This is a genomic window from Streptomyces sp. NPDC014623, assembly GCF_043088245.1.
Lineage (GTDB): Bacteria > Actinomycetota > Actinomycetes > Streptomycetales > Streptomycetaceae > Streptomyces.
In genome coordinates this window covers 99,890-119,212 of sequence record NZ_JBIBZU010000006.1, presented here as the reverse complement: position 1 = coordinate 119,212, position 19,323 = coordinate 99,890, and the positions used below count along the sequence as shown (strand labels likewise).

Below are 19,323 nucleotides of genomic sequence, written 5' to 3'. Positions count from 1 at the left end.
TCCCCTTGGCGCCCGGTCACACTCCGGGCGCCGTGGCAGTCGTCAGCCCTTGCGGATGTCCTGCCAGACGGAGCGCAGGACGAGGACGCAGATGGTGAGGGCGACCGCGCTGATCGCGACGGCGACCGCGGACACGGCTAGGGCGAGGAGGAACACGGATCCGCCGGCCCCGATGCCGATCCACTTGGCCGTTCCGCCGGATGTCCGGGGGGCGGGCGCCGGTGCGGGCGGGGTGACCGGCTGCTGTGTGAGCTGCTGCGCCTGCAGGACGGCGAGAATCAGAGCCACCTGCTCACTGTTCGCTGCAGCGTCGATGGCGTCCTGTGACGCCTTGTCGAGGTTGCTCATGCGGTCACCTCGGTGACCACCTGGCGGCGCAGCTCAGTAGCGTCGCGGCGGGAAAGACCCAGCTCGTCCTGCAGCTGCGCGATGGTCACCCCGCGCCCACCCGACCTGACCACCTGGCGGTGCAGCCGGGCAGCTTCTCGCCGCAGGTCAGCCGGTGTGCGGGTCACCACCTCGGTGACCACGTGGCGGGGCTTCTCAGCGGGTACCGCAGTGGCCACCTTCGAGGTGGTGAAGCCGTCCCACATCGGGATCGCAGCGGGCAGTTCGATGACCGGGCGAGCAGCCACGGCGGGGGGCTCCTCGTCGACGGACGGCATATCCTCGTCGGCCCGGTCGACGGTCACCTTGGTGGTAACCACGTCGGTCACCGGCTCCTCGTCGCCGTGCCCGGCGAGAGCTTGGTGAACCTGCCGCATGAGCGCTCCGAAGGCGAGCAGGGCGGCGGCCGGCGGTACCGCGGCAACGACGAAGTCAAGGATCGGCACCATGCCCGGGTCACGGACGCCGGTCACCCCGGCGACGTTCAACACGATCGAGCCGACCGAGCCGACCGCTGTAAGCCCGATCGCCCACCAGTCGACCCGCTGTGCCAGTGCGGCCCGCAGCATCATCAGCTCCCCGGCGACGATGAACAGATCGAGGGTGGCCGGCCATGCCCAGGCGCGCGCCTTGGCCTGCCCCAGCCCGTGAGCCAAGGCGACTTCTGCCAGGTGCGCGTAGGACAGCCAGAACGCGACGGCGGTCAGCGCGATGATGACCAGCCCGGCCGCGATAGCCAGTGCGCGGGAAGGGTCGACGACGCGCTTCATCGGCCCTCACCACCGGCACGGAGCGCGGACAGCTGGCGGGCAAGGTGCCGCAGCGTCCCCGCGTAGTTGACGAGGACCACGGCCAGGTCGTCGAGCTCGGACGGGGAGAGCGAGCAAGCAAGGGCCCCCATCTCGACGTGGACACCGACACCACGGTCGGACTTCACGGCGAACGGGTCCTGCGAGAGCGCGGCGAACGCCAGCTCCTCCCCGTCGAACTTGGCGCGGTGCGGGGCACCGATGTGCCCGGTGTCGGACAGTAGGTGCGGAACCTGCCCCTCGTGCCCGGTACACCAGGACGGTTCGGTGATCGTGACGTTGCCCTGGTCGACGGTCGGCACCGTAACGGTGCGCTCGGCAGTCACTGGAGCTCCGCAGCGGCCGGCGCGGCGGCGCTTTCCGCGAGCTGCTGCCGCATCGCGCGCAGCTGCGGCAGGAACGCCTCGACGTTCTCGATCAGCGCGTCGGCCCCGGCGAGGTCGAGCTCACTGCCGGATGCCCCCTCGCCGTAGACGGCCAGTACGGGGTTGCCGGCGCTGAGGTTGAACAGGTAGGCGGAGAGGGCTGCGCCGTGAGAGGCGGTAGCGATCTCGGCGTGCGCGCCCTCGCACCACTCGTGTTCGTTGCCGCTCGTGTTCGTACACCAGGGCACGCACGAGCGGGCGGGCGGTTCGTCGACGCTGCGGCGTGCACTGCAGTCTGAGAGGTCGGCGCAGCGGAACAACTGGGCGCCGTTCGGGGAGCGGTCGCCCGTCGGCTTCTGCGGGGTGTCAGAGCTGCTGCAGTCGATGCAGGCCAGCCCGTCGAGTGCCGGGCCGTTGGTCAGTATGGTGTTACGCATGGTTCGGACTCCTTGCTGTGAAGGGTCCGGCCAGGCCCCGGAGGTGGTTGCACACCGCCCGGGGCCGTCCCGTTTTCAGTACACATTGCGTACACATGAGAACGGGATTAGCCGGGATGACACGGGATATGACGAGAAGCCAAATCCGCAGGTCAACCGGCCTGTGAGGGTTCCAGCGCTGGTTACAGGAGTGCCCCGAACGGACTCCTAAAGCGGGTGTCGCAGGTTCGAATCCTGCCGGGGGCACAGCACAAAGGGCCAGTTCGGAGGCTTGATCCTCCCGAACTGGCCCTTTCGCATGATCGCGTCTGTGCCACAGACGCGCCACTACGTCCCGGCGTCTCCCTGCTGCTTACGGATCATCGCCCCCAGCCGATCGGCGATCGCGCGGTCCCGGTCGGCTGTCATGTGCTGATAGATCAGTGCCGCACGCGCCGTGCTGTGCCCCATGCGCGTCATCAGCTCACGCGTGCTCGCCGTCGCAGCGACGAGGTTGTTCCCCGTGTGCCGCAGATCGTGGAAGTGGACGTCCGCAGAGATGCCCGCGGCCTTACGCGCCTTGATCCAGTCGTCCCGGAAGTTGCTGCGCCGCAACTGTCCGCCCTGGGGGCCGAGGAAGATGTGGCCGTCGCGGCCGGCACCCGCGTAGCGCTCCAGGTGCTCGATGACATCGGGCAGGATTTCGTCCGGGAAGGCGACGGGGCGGACGCCGGCCGCCGACTTCGGAGCCTTGTCGAAGAGCCTGCCGTTCTGCATCTCGGCCTGAGCGCGCTGCACCAGGACCACGCGCCCGACGGTATCGATGTCGCGGCGGCGTAGAGAGGCCAGCTCACCGAAGCGCAACGTGGTGAACGCGGCGAGCAGGACGAGCAGCCGGTACCGGGGAGCGATGGCGTCGGCAGCGGCGTACACCTCAGCCACGGTCAACACAGGCCGCTCGGGCACGTCGTAGCGGTCTGCGCCCTTGACCCGACAGGGGTTACGACGGATCAGTTCGTCATCAACCGCCGTGTTCATGATCGCTCGGAGGACCTGATAAGCCTTGACGACGGTCGGCTCCCCCACTCCGGCCGCGAGCAGTTTTCCGCGCCAGGCCCGGACTCGGGACGTGGTCACATCGGCCAGAGATCCGGATCCGAACGTCGGCGTGATGTGCAGCCGGATGACTGCCTCGTTCCGTTCCCTGCTGCGGTCGGCGAGCTTGCGGTCCCGAAGCCAGGCATCGGCGTACGTCGTGAAAGGGACAACGCCCTTGTCCGGGTCTTCCCACTGGCCACGCGAGATGTCCGCCTCGATGTGGGTCAGCGCGACGTCCGCGTCTGTCTTGGTCGCGTAAGTCTGCTCGGCACTGCGGAGCTGCCCCGTCGCAGGGTCGCGGTATCGAGCCTGCCAACGGCCAGACCGCAGCTGCCGAACGGAGCCGAAGCGCCGACGGATGCCCTTCTTGTTGGTCATCAGGCAGCCCTCCGGAGTCCGGCTCGCCGGATCGTCACGGGCTCCACCGTGTTGGCCGTGACAAAAGCCGCTACGGCCGTCTCAGGGATGCGGACGTGTCGACCGACCTTGACGAAGGTGATCCGGCGTTCCTCGATCAGCCGCCGGGGGAACCGGACGGTCGTGCCAAGGAGTTCGGCGACCTGGTCAACGCTGAGCAGTCGTTCCATGCTCACCACTCCCCTGTGGTGTCGAGCGCTTGGAGTTCGGCGCGGTGTTCGCGGGCGGTGTCGCGGTTGTGTTGGATGTCGCGGTGAATGTTGGCGGCGAGCCAGGATTCGCCGGGGGTGTGGCCGTGCCCGGCGTAGGTCCAGTGGGCGAGCGTGAGCGTGGTGGCTTCGGGGTGGTCGTCAGGGTTGGGCAGGCCGAGGGCTTCGCGTTGCTGGTTGGCGCGGTAGTCGGCGCGGACCTGGCGGAGGGCCCCGAGGGTGGTGGAGTAGCGACGGGACTTGGTGGAGAAGTGACCGCGGAAGCCGAGCATGTGGGCCCAGTCGCGGAGCTTGCGGTCGGGGTAGGCGTGGTGGAGGTCGAGGCACGCTTCGATCAGCCGCCGTGGGTGCTCGGGCACGTCGAGGAGGATCAGGGCTTCTTTGTTGCCGATGCGGTGGTCGACGGTGCCGGTGGTCTCGGCCGCTTTGGTGGCGTACTTGGCGACGTAGGAGGCCACGGCCTGCTCCGTGAGGTCCTCACCGTTCCCGAACGCGCCGATGGGCTGGACGTCGAGCTGCGTGCCCCAGCGCAGCACCCAGTCATTGGCGATCCCGGCAGCCGGATTGGCCGGCACAGTGACTTCGACCCGGGCGGCAGCCGCGCGGATCGCGTCGTCGAGGAGATCGAGGGTGGCCCAGGCCGGGGGCGGCGAGTCGGGCCCGTCAGGTCCGTCGAAGCGGATCACCGCGTGGAAGTGGACCGCTCCGCGCTTTTGGTACTCGGCGACCTTGCCGAAGGACAGCCGGGACTGTTCCCGGGCGGCTTTCTGGGTGAGGCCGGCGCGGCGGGCGATTTCGCGGCGGAGGTAGATCGTGAAGTAGCGCCAGAGGTCGGAGGCGTGGTTGTTCCACAGCACCGCACCGGCGTAGTCGTAGGTCGCCGCATCGAGCGGGGTGCCGAGTTCCGGGGCGGTCTCGGGGTGGTGGGTGCCGCAGCGGCAGGGCCGGTTTCCGGGCCGGTTGTGGACGGGGCCGAACGAGGGTGCGGTGAGGGTGGCGAAGACGCGGGGGTGATCGCGGATGGTGTGCGGGGTGCCTTTGTCGGGGTCTCCGGTGAGTCCTGCGCGGATGAGGTGGTAGGTGTCGCCCGCGTAGGTCCAGGCGCAGGCGGGGCAGCGGGACGCGCGGCGGTTGCCGCAGGCGATGCGTAACCGGCCGCCGGGCTCGGTGTCGGTCGTGTAGTGGTGCAGGAGGGTACCGGTTGCCCGGTCGGTGGTCTTGGTGGCGCCGGTGAGGTGGATGGGCTGTGCGCACCCTTGGGTGCGGCGGATCTGCTCTTCCCAGCGGTCGAAGCCGGTAGACCCGGCCACCCTCAGCACATCGGCGAGGGTGGCCGGGTCCAGGCCCGCCGCAGTGGCGGTGTCCGTCACTGGTTCTCCTCGGGCGGGTGGTTGTCGCTCCAGTCCAGGAGTGCCATGGGGCTCACACCCCGACGCGGGTGCGGGAGCGAGCGGGGAGGCTGTGGCCGGTGCCGTGGCAGGCCGGGCAGGCTGCGGTGATGGTCTGCCGGTGCCCGGTCGGGGTGGTCTGGCCGGTGGTGACGGCCACGGTGGGGAAGCCGTCGCAGTGGGCGCAGATCGGCCGGGGGCGGGTGTGCTGGGGCATGATGGAGCTCCCTTTCGGGTCCGTTGGATCTGGATTGGGTTGGGCGCCCGGGGCGGCGGAAACTTGGCGGTTGAGGCCGCCCCGGGGGCTGTCAGCGGTTGTGCTGGTGGTTCAGGAGCGAGCGCAGGACGACGGCGCAGATCGCGACGGACGCGGCGGTGATGGCGACCGCGAGGAGCATCGAGACCAGGACCGTTCCCACCACGAGGACCAAGGCGGTCCCGCCCGCGGCGGCGACGACCAGGGCGCCGGGCGTGAACTGCACCGAGGGCCGCCCGACCGCAACCGGAGCGGGCACGGGCCCGGGGGCCGCCGTGGTGGTGTGAGGGCAGTCGCAGGCCGGGGGGTGCACGAGGCCGGTGAGCGGCTGAACGAGGGATGTGTCTGCGGTGGGCGCGGTGTCCGGGGCCGGGTACTTCGGGGTGAACATGGGTTTCTCCTCTCAGGGATTGCAGCGGTGAGTGCGAGCGGCCAACTCGGCGGCGGGACGGCCGTGGTAGTCGGCGGAGAAGTTGCAGCCGGGAGCCGTGCAGGCCGCGGTGTGCTTCGTGCGGCCTCGGCCGTCGTAGTACGTGCCGACCTGGACAGGGCCTATGCGGATCACGTCGGTGAAGCGGTTCGGGCGCGGCATAGCGGTACCTCCTCTTCTGCTCAGGCGAGTTGGGCGGTGATGGCGTCAGCGAGCGGTGCGGGGACGTTGAGGCGAGCGCGGAGGGTGGCTGAGTCGATGCGGCCGCCGGTCGTCGCGTGATGCGTGTCGGCGACTTTCTGTGCGTGATCGAGCAGGGCCGGAGGAACAGCCACAGTCGGCGCGGACACCGGGGCAGGCTTGGGCACGGGGGCGGGTGCCGGCGGAAGTTCCGGGGCAGGTTCGGGGGCCCGTTCCACCGTGAGGCCCGGGGCTTCTTCGGGTTCCGGAGCGGCCAGCGGTGCAGTGTCCGGGGCCGTGGGCTCCGGTGTGGTGGGGGCGTGGGCGAGGAGGGTTCCGCCGAGGAAGGCGAGGGCAGGCCACCCGGCGACGAGGATGCGGAGCCAGGCTGGAACGGCTTCGAGGTCGAGGAGTCCGGCGGTGGCGATGTTCGCGCCGAGCGACGCGGCGAGGGCGATGACGAACCAGACCCAGGCGGCGCGGTTGTCGGCGTGGGTGCGCATGCGGCGCCAGGCGGCGACGAGGAGCAGGTCCACGCTGATCGGGTAGGCCCAGGCTTTCCAGCCGTCCTGTCCGGCCGCTTCGGCAAGGTCATGCAGGTGGGCGAAGGACAGCGCACCGGCAATGACAGCCTGGACGAGCACGGCGTCCAGGCGGATGCTGCGGGACATCAGGGCACCTCCTTTCCGGGGGAGAAGTGCGGTGCTACGCGGTGACCGGGGCGCCCAGCGGCGAAGCCGACCCCGGGGCGGTGCGGACGACCGGGCGGAACGGGGCCAGAGCCGGAACGTCGGGAGTCAGGTGCGCGTATTCGTGGCAGATGGCCACGGCGTCGGCGGCGGACAATTCGGGGGTGCGAATGCGGGACCAGCCCCCCGAGGAGTCGCCCGCAACGGCCACACCGGGACGGTCCGGCGCAATCGTGGTCACAGCGAAGACCGCATCCGGGGCGATGTCGCCCAGGCCCATGTCGGCGGTCTGCTTGTCGTTGACGCGGTGGACGACGCGGCCGGTGAGCTGGGCGCGGAGCATGGTTGCGCCCTTGCCGAGCTCGGAGCCGAAGCGCTGCCCGCAGATCTCCAGATAGATCCCGACCGCACGGGCCATCTGGGCGAGGCGCACAAGGTGCATGACCATGCGGTCCCGGCGTTCCTCGTCCTTCTTCACGGCAACGAGGAAGAGTTCAGCCACCTCGTCCACTAGCACCACCAACGGCACCGGCCGCGCTTTGGCCGGCAGGTCCCAGAGGTCCGAGACTCCGTGGGCGCTCAGGGTGTCGAAGCGCTCTTCCATCTCCCGCACGAGGACTTCCAGGAGCTGTGAGGCTTCGTCCGGGGTGATGGCAAGGGCAGAGAGACGGGGTGCGTATCCGCGCTGTTCAACCCCGCGCTTGCAGTCGATGCCGACCAGGCCGACCGGGACCTTGGCTAGACCGGTGATGAGGTTGCGCTGATACATCGACTTGCCCGACTGGTTCGCACCCAAGGTCAGGCTGTGCGGGATCTTCTGGTAGTCGCGGACGAACGCGGTCCCGTCCTCCCTCAGCGCCACCGCCACCACCAGCGGGCCCGAGGTGACCTTGCGGGGCAGGCGGCGCGGCATCTTCACTCGCCGCAGCACGTCATACCCGGTCATGCGGAGTTCGACGAAGCCGGGCTTGATCTCTACAACGTGGACGGAGTGGACGCCCCAGGCGTGCCGGAGCCGTTCCGAAGCGGCTGCCACGTCGGCGGGCTCCAGACCGGCCGGGAGGCGGAGAGTGACCCGCATTCCGGTGGAGGAGCCGCGGACCCGGCGAACCCTGGGAGGGACCGGCTGGACGTCCTGGCGGCGGGCCACGTTACGGACCATGAACGCCCGCAGGCGAGACGGCTGAACCGTCAGCCCGCAGACATCCATCGTGGAGCGGTACGTGGCGGCGAAGCGGACCCGGGCGACCGGCAGACCGGCCAGCGACCAGAACACGCGAGGAGCGCGCACCTTCGCGTAGCCGAGTCCACCGGCAGCCGATAAGGCCCCCGCCACCTCGATCACCGTGGTCAGGTCCGACATGATCAGGCACCCGCCGTGATGGCCACCGCGCGGAAGCTGATCCCGTGCCGGGTCTGACCGTTGAACGTGTTCTCCCAGTCCCGCGCCTTGAGCCCGATCACCGTGACCGGCGTCCCCGGGGCCAGGTTCTCCGGGACACCCGTGCTCGGCACCGTCACCTGGTAGAGGTTGCCCTCCCCCTCATCCGAGATCAGCAGGCCCACTGTCGCGAGCGGGGCACCGGTCTCCCGGTCCATCGCGATCTCACCGGTCTGCTTGCTCACGAGCTTCGGCGTCGGAGGCGTCGCAACGAACACGACAGCGGTCGAAACATCGATCTTGAACGACGGCATCTGATACTCCCTGGATTGATGTGGAGCAGCCCAAATAAGGACCCCCAGGGCCCGCTGTCCTAGGACTGCGAACCGCTAAGCAAGATAATGACCCGTAGTCCTGGGACTGTCAACAGTCCTGGGACTGTGTTTGACTTGGTTTCGACGAGAGGGGTTCGGGATGGCGCCCAAGTGGCGAGAGCTAGCAGACAAGCTGGCCGAACAGATCAGGGGCGGTGACTACGCTCCGGGCGCGCAGCTTCCGCACATCCGGGAGCTTGTGGAGGCGGGCGAGGGTTCAAAGTCCACCGTCCACGCCGCCTACAAGGCTCTTGAAGCAGAGGGTCTGGTCACTTCATCCCGCGGTCACGGCACAGTCGTGCGCCAGCAAGTTCCCCTCAAGCGACTCGGTATCGCTCGATACGACAAGGCCAAGTGGCGCGATGGCGACGAAGTGGCGTTCATCGCGGACCGTGTGGCGAGTGGACGTGCCTACCGCCGGAACGAGCAGACGCAGACTGTCAGCCGCGTGGAGGCTCCCCCCGCCGTATCGGCAGCTCACGGCCTACCCGAAGGAGCTGAGGTGTACGCGCGGGCGCGGCTTGTGAAGGAAGGCGAGCAGCCCACCCACACCTTGACGAGCTATTACCGACCCGAACACGTCGAGGGAACCCGCATCGTTGACCCAACTCCCGGGCCTGCCGGCCGGGGCGGAGGCTTCCGCGTGCTCTTCGACGCCGGTTACGAGATCGACCACATGAGAGAACGGATCTTCGCTCGGGCAGCCACCCCGGACGAGTCGAGGCTTCTGCAGCTGCCGCCCGGAGAGCCAGTTGTTGAACTGCACCGAACGACGTTCACAGCTGACGGCACGGTCGTGGAGTTCGCCATCGGGGTGCACGCGGCATCACGATTCGCCTGGGAATACGACTTCCAGGTGCCTGATTCCGCGAGGGACAAGGAAGGCTCGCAGTGATCTCTGCACAGGACTGGGCCGACGCTCGGCGCATTTGGGACTACCACCAAATGGGCCACACTCTTCAACCCTGCTCCGTTGCCATCGGGCTCGGCAGCCATGATCTGGGAGTAGCGGAGACGTCGGCGGACCTGTATCAGCGGGGATTGGTGCCGCTTCTGCTCTTTACCGGAGCCACGAGCCCCACGACCCGGGAGCGAATGCCTCGCGGGGAAGCAGTCCACTACCGGGAGCGGGCACTCGAATTGGGTGTGCCCAGCTCCGCTGTTCTTGTGGAGCAGAAGGCGCGCAACACGGGTGAGAACATCCGTTTCTCGCGGGAGGTGCTGGAGGAGGGGGGCGTCGAGGTGGCTTCTGTCCTGCTGATCAGCAAGCCGTACGAGGAACGGCGGGCATACGCCACTGCACGCAAGCTGTGGCCCGAGGTGGAGATCGTCAGCGCTTCGACACCGATGACGCTGGACGAGTACGTGGACTCCATCGGTGACGCACGCCTGGTGATCGACATGCTTACGGGCGCGCTGCAGCGACTGATGATCTATCCCGATCAGGGATTCATGATCCGCCAGCCCGTCCCTGCCGACGTGGCCGAGGCGTACCAGCGACTCCGCCAAGCCGGTTTCACCAGCCGCCTCCTGCCGAACGATTCGCATTCTGCTTGACCGCCGCCGAGTGCTGTTACAGGTTTCTCTACCTCATCAAGGCACCCGGCTGCGCTCCGCTCCGCCGGGCGCGCTTCCCGGCTCTGGCTGCGCCCGCGCTCCTGCCTTCGGCCCGCTCGGCGCTGCCGCCGCCGACGCGCACCCGCAGTGGATAGGCCCGTAGGGGGCATGAGACGAGAAACAAGCCTGCGGCTTCAAGACGATGCCTCCGGCGGGGGCGCTACGGCACCGGGATGGCGATGGCGCCGTTTGCGGGTGCCGGCGGATTCGTGGTGAGCGTTGTGGGCTCCCATCCCGACCACCTTCGACCCAGGCAGAGCCGAGCAGTCGCGGCCCAGGGCGTCAAGGTCGTTCGTACAGTGGCGCGCTCCACCTTGACGCCCTGAACCACGACCGCTCCACGGAGTGTGGGTCGAAGGCGGACGGGATGGGAGCTGGGGTGAGTGGTGGGATGCGGTGGGTGGTGATAGCTGGGCAGCGCTCAAAGAGCACCCCTTCTCGGCCCCAGGTCACAGCGTTGACCGCTCACACGACCGCAGGACAGAGGTCGAGTCACCAGCTCAGAACCGTTCCGCCGACCTAGTCGGGCGCTGTATCCGGCCCGTCTTCCTTGCCGCTGCGGAAGGACAACCGGGCCCCGAGGCTAATGGCCCCAAGAGAGCCCAGCGCGAGGGCGTGCCGCAGCCATCGCGTTCCTCCCTCCCAATCCTGAGGAGGGCCAAAGACCAGCCAAAATGCCAGAGCGATACCGCCCAGGACGGTTGCTATACCCACAATTCGACTTAACTCAGCGCTCATGCACTCATGATCCCTGAGCTCCGTAGCCAGCTCAATCACATAAGCAGCCAACGCGGATCGCGGCCCTGGGTGCCTGACATCAACGACTGACACCAACAGGCCCGGGCACCGGCGAACGACACTGAACCTGAGCGGACGGTCAGCCGAGGACTTCGGTGGGTTTGACCGATGTCGCCGACCCTCTATGTTCGACCTGACAGGGATGAGGCCAGGGAGTAAAGACCCTTCCCTGGCCTCACAGATCTTTCGGCTCGGCCCCGCGAAGAGTCTTCAGTAGGCGATGACTCTCCAGCGTTCGACCCACAGCAGCCAGTCACCGCCCGTACCGCGTACCTGGACGCGGTCGGCCTCCACCTGCCAGGCGGTGCCGTAGCGCGTAGCATCAGGGAGGTCCACCCTTACGACGTCATAGACCTCCAGGTCATCCTCGACCGGCCGAGACCATGTGTGCGCACAGTGATCGCAGAGGTAGCCGACTGCATCGTGCCCCGCAATAGTCATCGGCCTGCCCGGACGGACCGCCTCGATGCAACACCGAGGGCACGGATCGGCGGTGTGTGCGCCTACTGATCGGGACATCGCTCGATCCTGCTGTACAGCAGCGAAGTACAGCAACCCCAGCAACCGGACCCATCCGGTGGCGTCCTCTGGAGGCCGTAACGTGGCCGGTGTGACCGTTCGCGACCGCTCCACATAGAGCTACGGATCAAATGCTGGCGGCTCTCATGGAGCCTGCGAGAGACTTGGGCCCATGGGGATCGACCTGGAGCTGCACTCCGCACGGCCAACGCGAAACTGGCGCAAATCCCGAGCAACACTTCTGCGTAGCTCGTACGGGCATGGGGATGCGTTGGCCGATGCGCTGGGCTCCCTGCAACTGCTAGGGGTGCCTGGGCGGCTCACCGCTGTTGATCCGTACGGAGACACCTTGATGAACGAGCAGGAGGCCGCCGTCGCACTCACCGAGATCAGCAGTCTGCGTCAACAGTGCAGCGATCAGCACCAGGTTGCCGCACTGGACGACCTCGCAACGCAACTACAGCAGTGCGCCAACACCCCCGGCAGCTACCTGTGGTTCCAGGGCGACTGAACGCGTGCCATAACCGTGCCAGAACGAGCGGGTAGTCACGGGGAACAGCAGGCGTCCACAGGCCGTGAAGCCCACGCCCTGTGGAGGGCTCCTTTCGCAGATCAGCCACCGAGTCGACCAACCTCGCTCCTAAAGCGGGTGTCGCAGGTTCGAATCCTGCCGGGGGCACAGAGAGAAGGGCCGGCTCAGGAGGGTTTCCCTCCCGGGCCGGCCCTTCGTCGTGTCCGGGACGTGCGCCTCGGCCGGTCCCTCCACCTGCTGCGTTTTCACGGTGGGAAATCGGCTGTGAAGGAAAGGGGTTTCGGAAGAGGATGTCCGTATGCGGGTAGGAGTGGTAGGGCTCAGGATGGGGCTTCACCTGGCGGACTGGTGCCGCAGGGTGGGCATGGAGGTCGTGGCGGCATGTGACCACGACCCCGGACGCCGCGCCGTGGCGCGGGCGCAGTTACCCGGTGCGGTGCTGGTGGAACGGTGGCAGGAGCTGCTGGAGCATCGTCTTGACGGGGTCGTCCTGGCCAACGACTTCGACGAGCACGCGCCGTTGGCCATCGCGTTCCTGGACCGTGGGGTGCATGTGCTGTCCGAGTCCGCGGCGTGTGTGGACGCCGCGGAAGGAGAGCGGCTCATCGCGGCCGCGGACAGATCGTCCGCGACCTATTCCTTCGCCGAGAACTACGTGGCCCATCCGCACGTCCGTCTCATCCGGCAGGCGATCGAGGCCGGGGAGCTGGGACGGATCAGCTTGATCGAAGCGGACTACCTGCACGGCATGTCCCCGGCCGATGTCACGGGCCTGGTCGGCGACCCGGCGCACTGGCGCGGGCGCATCGCCCCCACGGCGTACTGCACGCACACCCTCTCACCGGTGCTTGCCCTCACCGACGCCTGGCCGGTGGAGGTGTCGGCGTTCCCGGTGGACGAAGCGGACCCACGCGCCGCGGTCGTCATGGCGGTACGGCTGTCCACCGGGGCGCTGGCTCTCACCCGGCACGGGTTCCTCCAAGGTGAGCCCGACAGCCACTGGAGCTGGATCTCCGTACGCGGCACCAAGGCGTTGGCCGAGTCCGTCCGGGCCGCCGGCGAACGGTCCTGGTCGGTCCGTATCAGGACGGAGGGCTGGGCGGCCCCGGAGGGTCACGCACGCGAGGAGGAACGCACCCCTGTGCCGCTCACCCTCGCCGGGGAACCCGTGGCACGCGGGGCCGAGGGCACCGTACGAGTACTGCGCGCCTTCCGGGCCACGGTGGAGCGCGGAGAGCCGCCGCTGGTACCGGTACGGCCCGCCGTGGCCGCGTCACTGGTCGGCGTGGCCGGCGCGGAGTCACTGGCCGGTGCTTCCCGTCCGGTCCCGGTACCCGTGCTGACGACCGGTCCGGAGAGCTGCGGACCAAGCAGTTCCTGACATCGACAGCTGACATCGACGGGCGGCAGACGGCGGCACACCCTCGCGTTCCGCCCGGCCGTCGCACCGGTCACCGACAGCAGCCGGAGCGGACACGGATCGGACTCCTGAAGCCGGTGTCACAGGTTCGAATCCTGCCGGGGCTCTGCGTCGAGACACGGTCCGGAGGCTTGATCCTCTCGAACCGGCCCTCCACCGCATGGGCGGCACGTCATTCACTCGCCGCGCGCTCTCCGCGCCGGACCACGGGCGCCCCTTCCGTACCGCCTGCCCGGTCCCGTGGTCACGGCGACCGGCGTGGTGGAGCCATCGCCCAGCGAATCGTGGCGGTCAGTGCGTGTCCGGTCGGGGCCACGCAGGCTTCGGTCATGCCGGACAACCGGGGCAGTCCCAGCGACGTGCGGGCCCACCGGGGGAGAGCGGCGACGGCGTTCGCGGCGAGGACTGCGTAGGGTGCGCGGGCGGCCCAGGGCAGGGGCGGGTGCAGCAGGATGAAGCGTGCCGCCTCGCGTGCTTCTCCGGTCGGGCGCAGTTCACCGCGGTACGCCCCGAGGCGGGCGGTGAGTTCCTTGCGCGTGCGCGGAGGATCGGTGACGCCGAGTGCCTCCGCCACGCGTGCCGTGTCGGCGACGTAGCCGTCGTACCCGGCGGCGTCCAGCGGTTCGGCCCCGAAGCGCTGGTGCGCGAGCAGGAAACTCTCGACCTCGGCCACGTGCACCCAGCCGAGGAGGTGCGGGTCGGCGGCGGCGTAGTGCTCTCCGGACGGAGTCGTCCCGCGCACCTGGCCGTGTACGGAGCGCACCCGGTCGACCGCCTGCTGTGCGTGGTCCGCCGTTCCGTAGGTGGTCACCACGAGGAAGGTGCTGGTGCGCTGGAGCCGTCCCCAGGGATCGCCGCGGTAACCGGAATGGGCTTCCACGGCAGCCATGGCCAAGGGGTGCAGGGACTGGAGCAGGAGCGCCCGGAGCCCGCCGATGAACATGGACGCATCGCCGTGCACGATACGGATCGGCCGGTCCGGGCCGAACCAGCGCGGACCGGGTGTCCCATGGATACGGGCACGGTTCTCCGGACCCGCGGGGCCGGCGACCCGGGCGAAGACAGCGCTGCCCAGCCGTTCCCGCAGGCGGGGTGCGGCACGCGTGGACGCGTCCATAGGACCAGTATGCGCTCACCGACGGGGTCCGGTCCGGCCCGCAGGGGGCTCGGCCCCGGGCGGCGGCACCCCGGCCGGCCGCGTCACCGGTCCTGGCGCGCATCCGGCCCGTGCAAGTCCGGCAGGCAGCGGGCGCCGAACGAAATCCGGTGGGTCCGGCGCCCGCGCTGCCGGCGCCTCGTGGCAGCCCGCCTCGCCCGTGCTTCCCCCCGGAGGGCGGCTTCCCGCACTACCGGCGCAGCTCCTCGGGGCACGGCGTGCCCGGCTGGAGCTGGTACGGCGCGGCCAGGCGGTAGACCCCCGGACGGGGCGCGAGGAGCTCGGTCCACTCGTCGCCGTCCCCGTCCTCCTCCACCTTGATCAGACAGCCATGGACGTTGGTGAAGTCCTTCGGGGCACTGTCGTCCTCCGCCGAACGCTTCCTGGAGGCTTCCGTCTCCTGCGGCCGCTCCACGCTCCTGCCCTCGTCGTCCACGACGGCGAGCCAGCGGGAGTACGGGATACGGATCAGGACACGGCCCGCCGACCGCACCCGGATCGTCAGCTCGTCGTCGCCGGCCCGCTCCACCGTCGCGGGCGGATCGGCGAGCGGCACCGGGTCCAGGACCCGGAACAGCTTCCAGTTGGCGTCGCTCCAGACCGCCTTCAGATAGGGCTGCCCCTTCTCGACGAGCGCCGCCTCCTGCTCACCCCCGGAGTCGGGTTCGCCGGTCGGCAGCACCACGTAGTGGACGGCCCAGCGATCCAGCCACTCGCGGTAGTTCGCGGCGTTGAGGGTGTCGTCGTAGAAGAGCGGATTGCGCTTCATGTCGGCCTGCCGGTTCCAGCCGCGGGCCAGATTCACGTACGGCGCGAGCGCCGAGGCCTCACGGTGGCTGCTGGCGGGCACCACCTCGACCCGGCCCCGCTCCGCCCCGGCCTCCTGGAGCTGATTGACCAGCGGAGCCAGTTCACGGGCCCACGACGCGGTGGGCGCGGTGCGCACGATGTCGTCCACACCCTTGAAGCCGATCCAGAAGTTCAGCCCGGCGAAGGCGAGGACCAGGGCGTACCAGCGGCGGGTGCGCGGTGCCGTGTAGGGCAGCGACGCCAGCAGCACGACACCGGCGAACAGCATCGCCATGCGCGACACGTTCGACCCGATCTGCGAGTCGATGACGTAGGTGAGGAGTGTGCCCGCCCCGTACACGGCGGCGGCCGTGCGGACGGTGTGCCAGTCCCGGGGGACGAGGAAGAACACCAGGACGGCGAAGACGAACGGCAGCGACAGGGTCCCGAACGACATCGGCTGCGTGCCCGAGAACGGGAACCACCACGAGGACAGGGCCACCACCAGGACGGGTGGCAGACCGACCGCGTACGCGCCGGGGCGTCGTTTGTTCAGGAAGAGCGCCGCCGCGACCACGCCGAGGAAGAGCCCGGCGACCGGGCTGCCCGCCGTCGCGAGGCCGGCCAGGGGCGCCGCGACGGCCGCCTTCGCCCACCGCTTGTCACGCCAGCGGTACGGCCAGCAGAACACCGCGGCGACGGCTCCCAGGGCGAACATCATGCCGAGCCCGAACGTCACCCGGCCGGACAGGGCGTTGCACAGGTACGCGAAGACTCCGGCGAGCGCACACGCGAGGGGGTTACGGACGGCGGGCACCCGCACCAGGATCAGGGCGGTGAGCGCCGAGGAGACGGTACCGGCGACCATCATCGTCGTCCGCACGCCGAGCACCGACATCAGGTAGGGCGACACCACGCTGTACGAGACCGGGTGCATGCCCCCGTACCAGGCGAGGTTGTACGCGGTGCCGGGGTGGCGGCCGACGAACTCGGCCCAGGCGTCCTGGGCGGCGATGTCGCCGCCGCTGTTGGCGAAGAAGAAGAACCAGAGCAGGTGTGCGGCCGCGGCGACCGCGGTCGTCAGCAGGACCGGGTGGCGCCGGAGGCGGCTCCGTATCGAACCGCCGTCGTCGGCACCGTCTCCGGCCGCCTGGGCCGGGATCCGGACGGAGAGGCCTTCTTCGGCAGGCGGCGGGCCGGCACTCGCCCGTGCCGGCTCAGCGGTGGTCACTGCGACTCTCCCCCTGTTCACTGCCCAGGCCTGCCGAAGCGTCCATGTGCCGCACGGGCCTCGTCCGTATGCGGAGGGACGCGCCCGGCGGCCCCCCGTTGCTTTCGGGACGCTAGCACGCGGCTTTTTCCCCGCGCTGCCCCGTCGGCGGACGGGCCCCCTCCCGCGCCCCACCCCCTGCCCACGCGAAGAGGCGGGCAGGGGGTGGACCGGTCAGGTGATGCGGGTGAGCTTGTCGCCGAAGGACGGCTCGGCCAGTGCGGTACCCAGCGTGACCGCTACCTCCACCTGGCTCGCGCCCTCTCCGACGGTCATCGTGCCGACCCTCGTGCCCGCAGCTGCCGCGTTCGGGATCGTCTTGCCGTCGTCGGTCAGTTCGAGCTCGACCGTGAGACCGGGCCAGCCGACCGCCTTCACGTCCTCGGCCACGACGACGTCGGTGGTACGGCCGAAGCCGTCGTCGACGACACCGACGACCTGCCCCTTCTTCACGACGGTCCGGCTCTCCAGGAGGTCCTGGGTGGCGATCATGGCCTCCTTGCTCACCGCGTTGACCGTGTCGATGATCGACGGCTTGTGCTGCCCGAGGACCGCGCCGACGATGAGCTGGTCGGTGTCACCGACCTTCTTGTGCGCCGCGAAGAGCAGGTTGCCGCCGGCCTTGGTGGTGGAGCCCGTCTTGATGCCGAGCGCGCCGTCGTACGGAACGAGGGTGTTGTAGTTCCGGTGGTACTTCCCCGACGGGTCCGTCCAGGACGGCAGCTTGGTGATGTCCATCAGCGCCGGGATCTCGACCAGTTCCTCGCCCAGCTTCACCTGGTCCTCGGCGGAGCTCACGGTGGTCGCGTTCAGCCCGGACGGGTCGGTGTAGACCGTCTTCGTCATGCCGAGTTCCTTGGCGGTGTCGTTCATCTTCTTGACGAACGCCTCCTCGGAACCCGCGTCCCAGCGGGCGAGCAGCCTGGCGATGTTGTTCGCCGAGGGAATCATGATCGCCGAGAGGGCTTCCTGCAGCGTGAGCACGTCCCCGGCCTTGACCGTGTTCAGGGTCGACTCGCCCACGGCGTCGAGCTTGCCCTCCTTCTCCGCCCTGGTGTCGATCTTGATGGACGGCCCGTCCTCGCCCCTCTTCAGCGGATGGTCCCTGAGCACGAGGTAGGCGGTCATCGCCTTGGCCACGCTGCCGATCGGCACCGCCTCCTGCTCACCGAACGAGTCGACCGTGCCGAGGCCCGTGGCCGTCATGAAGCCCTGGCCCTCGTCCGGCCACGGCAGCGAGGGCTTGCCGCCCCCGAAGTCGTACGTCTGCTTCGCCGTCAGCTCGAGTACGGGCTCGGGAAGCGGGCGGACCGCCTGCGCGATCGCAAAGGCGACCAGGAGGAGGAGTACCAGCGGCGTCCAGATCTTGACCCGCCGGACCGCGGTGCGGACCGGGGTCTCCGGAGGCGGCGGGGTGTTCGTCAGTTCGGCGAGCAGGTCGAGCGGCGGCTTGGGCGGCATGGGCTGCTGCCTGGTCCGCTCGGCCTCGGTGAGACCGGCCCCGGGGGCTCCGGGGGTGCCGGGCTCCGCCGCGACGTCCGGGGTCACTGTGGGGCCGACCACGGCCGCGGGGCGTACGTCGTCCGAGCGCAGCGGCACGAACTTGCTGGTCCGCTCGGAGGGCGACTCGGAGGGCCCGGGAGACTTGGCGGACTTGGGGGACCCGGAATCCCCTGACGGGGCTCCGGCGGCCCAGGATGCGGGTTTCCGCGCCGCCTCCTTCTCCTTCGCCGGCAGCTTCAGCGCGGTCGTCGGCTGGTCGAGCCGCTCGGCACGCGGCGCCTTGAAGACGGCGGTCGGGTGATCGACTCCTCGCTCGTCACGGGAGAGCTCGGGCTCCTTCGCCGGAGAGGCTTCCGCACGGGTCTTCGGGACACGGGGAGCGTCGCCGGAGGCGCTGACGGCCGGTACGCCGCCGGTGCCGGCGGCCTCGTCCTCGCCGGCATCACCGCCGTCGCCGTCGCCTCCGGTGTCCGGGGCGTCGGCGGCGCCCGGCGTCTCGCCGTCAGCGCCCGGCTCCTCAGCGGCAGCTGCCGGCTTCGTGTCGCCGGAGTCCGCCGCCTTCCCGCCTCCGGCAGCCACCTCGTCGCCGCTGCCGCCGGCCCCGCCCTTGTTCCCGTCCTTGGGTGTACCGCCCTGAGCTGCGGCTTCGTCCTCAGGATCGGTCGAGACCCACGCCGCCACGGCGGCACACAGCCGGGTATCGGCCGGCGTCGAGCCGGCCTCCGGACCGGGTTCCGTCCCGGGCCCGGAACCGGAAGCGGCCTCGGGGGTCTCCTCGCGCCCGGAGCCCGGGACGCCGCCGGCACCGGACGCGGCTCCGCCGCCCGGACCCGCGTCGGCCCCGGCACCCCGGTCGGCCGCGGCCGCAGGGCCGGCTTCGGCCTCCGGGACCGGATCCGCCTCCTTCGCCGCCGGGGCGGGCTCCGCCGCGCCCACCGGCGCCCCAGGCGCCGGCGTGGCCGCCCCGGGCGCCGCCTCCTCCCCGCGCCGCTCCTCGGCCTCCTCCTGGGGCTCAGGAGCCCCCTCAGGGCTCTCTGAGGCCTCCGGGGACGCGGAGGAGGCGCCCTCCGGGGCGCCGGCGCTCCTGGAGGGCGGCAGACGGAAGACCGCCGTCTCGCTGTCGGTCGCGGCGTCCGTCGCTCCGCCCGCCGTGTTCCCGCCCGCCGCGGCCGGTTCACGGAGCACGGCGAGACGCGGATCGCGTTCCTCAGCCGTCCCCGACGACTTCCGCTGCTCCGACATGTCGGGGGACTCGCCCGCCACCGGTACCTCCTTGATGAGCCGCGGGGACATGCCCGCGCTGTCCGAACCATCTACCAG

21 protein-coding genes are annotated in these 19,323 nt (G+C 69.8%); 4 read left to right on the top strand and 17 right to left on the bottom strand.

Annotated elements, in window-relative coordinates; all coding sequences use genetic code 11:
- Window positions 1-42 precede the first annotated feature (42 nt).
- The 13 genes from ACF1FZ_RS12685 to ACF1FZ_RS12625 form a co-directional block, all read right to left on the bottom strand.
- The gene (locus ACF1FZ_RS12685) at window positions 43-348 is read right to left on the bottom strand and encodes a hypothetical protein (protein ID WP_391773370.1); all 306 of its coding nucleotides are present in this window, start codon (window positions 346-348) and stop codon (window positions 43-45) included.
- Window positions 345-1,157, bottom strand: coding sequence for a DUF2637 domain-containing protein (locus ACF1FZ_RS12680; protein ID WP_391773369.1), 813 nt, complete (start codon window positions 1,155-1,157; stop codon window positions 345-347). Before ACF1FZ_RS12680 ends, ACF1FZ_RS12685 begins: the two co-directional genes overlap by 4 nt.
- On the bottom strand, window positions 1,154-1,522 hold the full coding sequence (locus tag ACF1FZ_RS12675) for a DUF6907 domain-containing protein (protein WP_391773368.1): 369 nt from the start codon (window positions 1,520-1,522) through the stop codon (window positions 1,154-1,156). The genes ACF1FZ_RS12680 and ACF1FZ_RS12675 overlap by 4 nt, the downstream gene beginning before the upstream one ends.
- On the bottom strand, window positions 1,519-1,998 hold the full coding sequence (locus tag ACF1FZ_RS12670; RefSeq protein WP_391773367.1) for a hypothetical protein: 480 nt from the start codon (window positions 1,996-1,998) through the stop codon (window positions 1,519-1,521). The genes ACF1FZ_RS12675 and ACF1FZ_RS12670 overlap by 4 nt, the downstream gene beginning before the upstream one ends.
- 327 nt (window positions 1,999-2,325) lie before the next feature.
- Window positions 2,326-3,453 (bottom strand): tyrosine-type recombinase/integrase, encoded by a 1,128-nt coding sequence (locus ACF1FZ_RS12665; RefSeq protein ID WP_391773366.1) that lies wholly within the window; start codon window positions 3,451-3,453, stop codon window positions 2,326-2,328.
- Window positions 3,453-3,662, bottom strand: a complete 210-nt coding sequence (locus ACF1FZ_RS12660) for an excisionase family DNA-binding protein (protein ID WP_303260791.1) — start codon at window positions 3,660-3,662, stop codon at window positions 3,453-3,455. The genes ACF1FZ_RS12665 and ACF1FZ_RS12660 overlap by 1 nt, the downstream gene beginning before the upstream one ends.
- Window positions 3,663-3,664: 2 nt before the next feature.
- The gene (gene repSA / locus ACF1FZ_RS12655; protein ID WP_391773365.1) at window positions 3,665-5,071 is read right to left on the bottom strand and encodes a replication initiator protein RepSA; all 1,407 of its coding nucleotides are present in this window, start codon (window positions 5,069-5,071) and stop codon (window positions 3,665-3,667) included.
- Window positions 5,072-5,123: 52 nt separating this feature from the next.
- Entirely contained in the window at window positions 5,124-5,306 is a 183-nt protein-coding gene (locus ACF1FZ_RS12650; protein WP_391773364.1) for a hypothetical protein, read from the bottom strand.
- Window positions 5,307-5,397: 91 nt separating this feature from the next.
- Window positions 5,398-5,736, bottom strand: coding sequence for a SpdD protein (locus ACF1FZ_RS12645; RefSeq protein WP_391773363.1), 339 nt, complete (start codon window positions 5,734-5,736; stop codon window positions 5,398-5,400).
- A gap of 12 nt (window positions 5,737-5,748) precedes the next feature.
- Window positions 5,749-5,937 carry a mobile element transfer protein gene (locus ACF1FZ_RS12640; protein ID WP_391773362.1) on the bottom strand — a complete coding sequence of 63 codons (189 nt, stop codon included), beginning with the start codon at window positions 5,935-5,937 and terminating at the stop codon, window positions 5,749-5,751.
- 20 nt (window positions 5,938-5,957) lie between these two features.
- A complete protein-coding gene (locus ACF1FZ_RS12635; protein ID WP_391773361.1) occupies window positions 5,958-6,626 on the bottom strand; it encodes a DUF2637 domain-containing protein in 669 nt (222 codons plus the stop codon).
- Between the two features lie 34 nt (window positions 6,627-6,660).
- Window positions 6,661-8,007: an FtsK/SpoIIIE domain-containing protein gene (locus ACF1FZ_RS12630; RefSeq protein ID WP_391773360.1), complete on the bottom strand. Its 1,347-nt coding sequence runs from the start codon at window positions 8,005-8,007 to the stop codon at window positions 6,661-6,663.
- Between the two features lie 2 nt (window positions 8,008-8,009).
- Window positions 8,010-8,339, bottom strand: coding sequence for a hypothetical protein (locus ACF1FZ_RS12625; RefSeq protein WP_109878396.1), 330 nt, complete (start codon window positions 8,337-8,339; stop codon window positions 8,010-8,012).
- A 160-nt stretch (window positions 8,340-8,499) separates the two neighbouring features.
- Between ACF1FZ_RS12625 and ACF1FZ_RS12620 the strand changes: the two genes are divergently transcribed.
- Entirely contained in the window at window positions 8,500-9,294 is a 795-nt protein-coding gene (locus tag ACF1FZ_RS12620; RefSeq protein WP_391773359.1) for a GntR family transcriptional regulator, read from the top strand.
- Window positions 9,291-9,956 carry a YdcF family protein gene (locus ACF1FZ_RS12615; RefSeq protein ID WP_391773358.1) on the top strand — a complete coding sequence of 222 codons (666 nt, stop codon included), beginning with the start codon at window positions 9,291-9,293 and terminating at the stop codon, window positions 9,954-9,956. Before ACF1FZ_RS12620 ends, ACF1FZ_RS12615 begins: the two co-directional genes overlap by 4 nt.
- 1,068 nt (window positions 9,957-11,024) lie before the next feature.
- Here ACF1FZ_RS12615 and ACF1FZ_RS12610 read toward each other — a convergent pair.
- The gene (locus ACF1FZ_RS12610; protein WP_382194852.1) at window positions 11,025-11,150 is read right to left on the bottom strand and encodes a hypothetical protein; all 126 of its coding nucleotides are present in this window, start codon (window positions 11,148-11,150) and stop codon (window positions 11,025-11,027) included.
- 355 nt (window positions 11,151-11,505) lie between these two features.
- Between ACF1FZ_RS12610 and ACF1FZ_RS12605 the strand changes: the two genes are divergently transcribed.
- Window positions 11,506-11,844, top strand: a complete 339-nt coding sequence (locus ACF1FZ_RS12605) for a hypothetical protein (RefSeq protein ID WP_391773357.1) — start codon at window positions 11,506-11,508, stop codon at window positions 11,842-11,844.
- A gap of 319 nt (window positions 11,845-12,163) precedes the next feature.
- The gene (locus ACF1FZ_RS12600; RefSeq protein WP_391773356.1) at window positions 12,164-13,246 is read left to right on the top strand and encodes a Gfo/Idh/MocA family protein; all 1,083 of its coding nucleotides are present in this window, start codon (window positions 12,164-12,166) and stop codon (window positions 13,244-13,246) included.
- Window positions 13,247-13,529: 283 nt separating this feature from the next.
- Here ACF1FZ_RS12600 and ACF1FZ_RS12595 read toward each other — a convergent pair whose 3' ends face one another.
- From ACF1FZ_RS12595 to ACF1FZ_RS12585, 3 genes are all read right to left on the bottom strand, one after another.
- Window positions 13,530-14,402 (bottom strand): oxygenase MpaB family protein, encoded by an 873-nt coding sequence (locus ACF1FZ_RS12595; protein ID WP_391773355.1) that lies wholly within the window; start codon window positions 14,400-14,402, stop codon window positions 13,530-13,532.
- 229 nt (window positions 14,403-14,631) lie between these two features.
- The gene (locus ACF1FZ_RS12590) at window positions 14,632-16,461 is read right to left on the bottom strand and encodes an MFS transporter (RefSeq protein ID WP_391773354.1); all 1,830 of its coding nucleotides are present in this window, start codon (window positions 16,459-16,461) and stop codon (window positions 14,632-14,634) included.
- A 213-nt stretch (window positions 16,462-16,674) separates the two neighbouring features.
- Window positions 16,675-19,296 carry a serine hydrolase gene (locus ACF1FZ_RS12585; RefSeq protein WP_391773353.1) on the bottom strand — a complete coding sequence of 874 codons (2,622 nt, stop codon included), beginning with the start codon at window positions 19,294-19,296 and terminating at the stop codon, window positions 16,675-16,677.
- Window positions 19,297-19,323 lie beyond the last annotated feature (27 nt).

Excerpts from the sequence above, each read along its gene's own strand:
- ACF1FZ_RS12680 (WP_391773369.1), bottom strand. The coding sequence starts at position 1,157 with ATGAAGCGCGTCGTCGACCCTTCCCGCGCACTGGCTATCGCGGCCGGG.
- ACF1FZ_RS12645 (WP_391773363.1), bottom strand. The coding sequence starts at position 5,736 with ATGTTCACCCCGAAGTACCCGGCCCCGGACACCGCGCCCACCGCAGAC.
- ACF1FZ_RS12600 (WP_391773356.1), top strand. The coding sequence starts at position 12,164 with ATGCGGGTAGGAGTGGTAGGGCTCAGGATGGGGCTTCACCTGGCGGAC.
- ACF1FZ_RS12650 (WP_391773364.1), bottom strand. The coding sequence starts at position 5,306 with ATGCCCCAGCACACCCGCCCCCGGCCGATCTGCGCCCACTGCGACGGC.
- ACF1FZ_RS12630 (WP_391773360.1), bottom strand. The coding sequence starts at position 8,007 with ATGTCGGACCTGACCACGGTGATCGAGGTGGCGGGGGCCTTATCGGCT.
- ACF1FZ_RS12670 (WP_391773367.1), bottom strand. The coding sequence starts at position 1,998 with ATGCGTAACACCATACTGACCAACGGCCCGGCACTCGACGGGCTGGCC.
- ACF1FZ_RS12660 (WP_303260791.1), bottom strand. The coding sequence starts at position 3,662 with ATGGAACGACTGCTCAGCGTTGACCAGGTCGCCGAACTCCTTGGCACG.
- ACF1FZ_RS12625 (WP_109878396.1), bottom strand. The coding sequence starts at position 8,339 with ATGCCGTCGTTCAAGATCGATGTTTCGACCGCTGTCGTGTTCGTTGCG.
- ACF1FZ_RS12595 (WP_391773355.1), bottom strand. The coding sequence starts at position 14,402 with ATGGACGCGTCCACGCGTGCCGCACCCCGCCTGCGGGAACGGCTGGGC.
- ACF1FZ_RS12685 (WP_391773370.1), bottom strand. The coding sequence starts at position 348 with ATGAGCAACCTCGACAAGGCGTCACAGGACGCCATCGACGCTGCAGCG.
- ACF1FZ_RS12620 (WP_391773359.1), top strand. The coding sequence starts at position 8,500 with ATGGCGCCCAAGTGGCGAGAGCTAGCAGACAAGCTGGCCGAACAGATC.
- ACF1FZ_RS12585 (WP_391773353.1), bottom strand. The coding sequence starts at position 19,296 with ATGTCCCCGCGGCTCATCAAGGAGGTACCGGTGGCGGGCGAGTCCCCC.
- ACF1FZ_RS12635 (WP_391773361.1), bottom strand. The coding sequence starts at position 6,626 with ATGTCCCGCAGCATCCGCCTGGACGCCGTGCTCGTCCAGGCTGTCATT.
- ACF1FZ_RS12605 (WP_391773357.1), top strand. The coding sequence starts at position 11,506 with ATGGGGATCGACCTGGAGCTGCACTCCGCACGGCCAACGCGAAACTGG.
- ACF1FZ_RS12640 (WP_391773362.1), bottom strand. The coding sequence starts at position 5,937 with ATGCCGCGCCCGAACCGCTTCACCGACGTGATCCGCATAGGCCCTGTC.
- ACF1FZ_RS12665 (WP_391773366.1), bottom strand. The coding sequence starts at position 3,453 with ATGACCAACAAGAAGGGCATCCGTCGGCGCTTCGGCTCCGTTCGGCAG.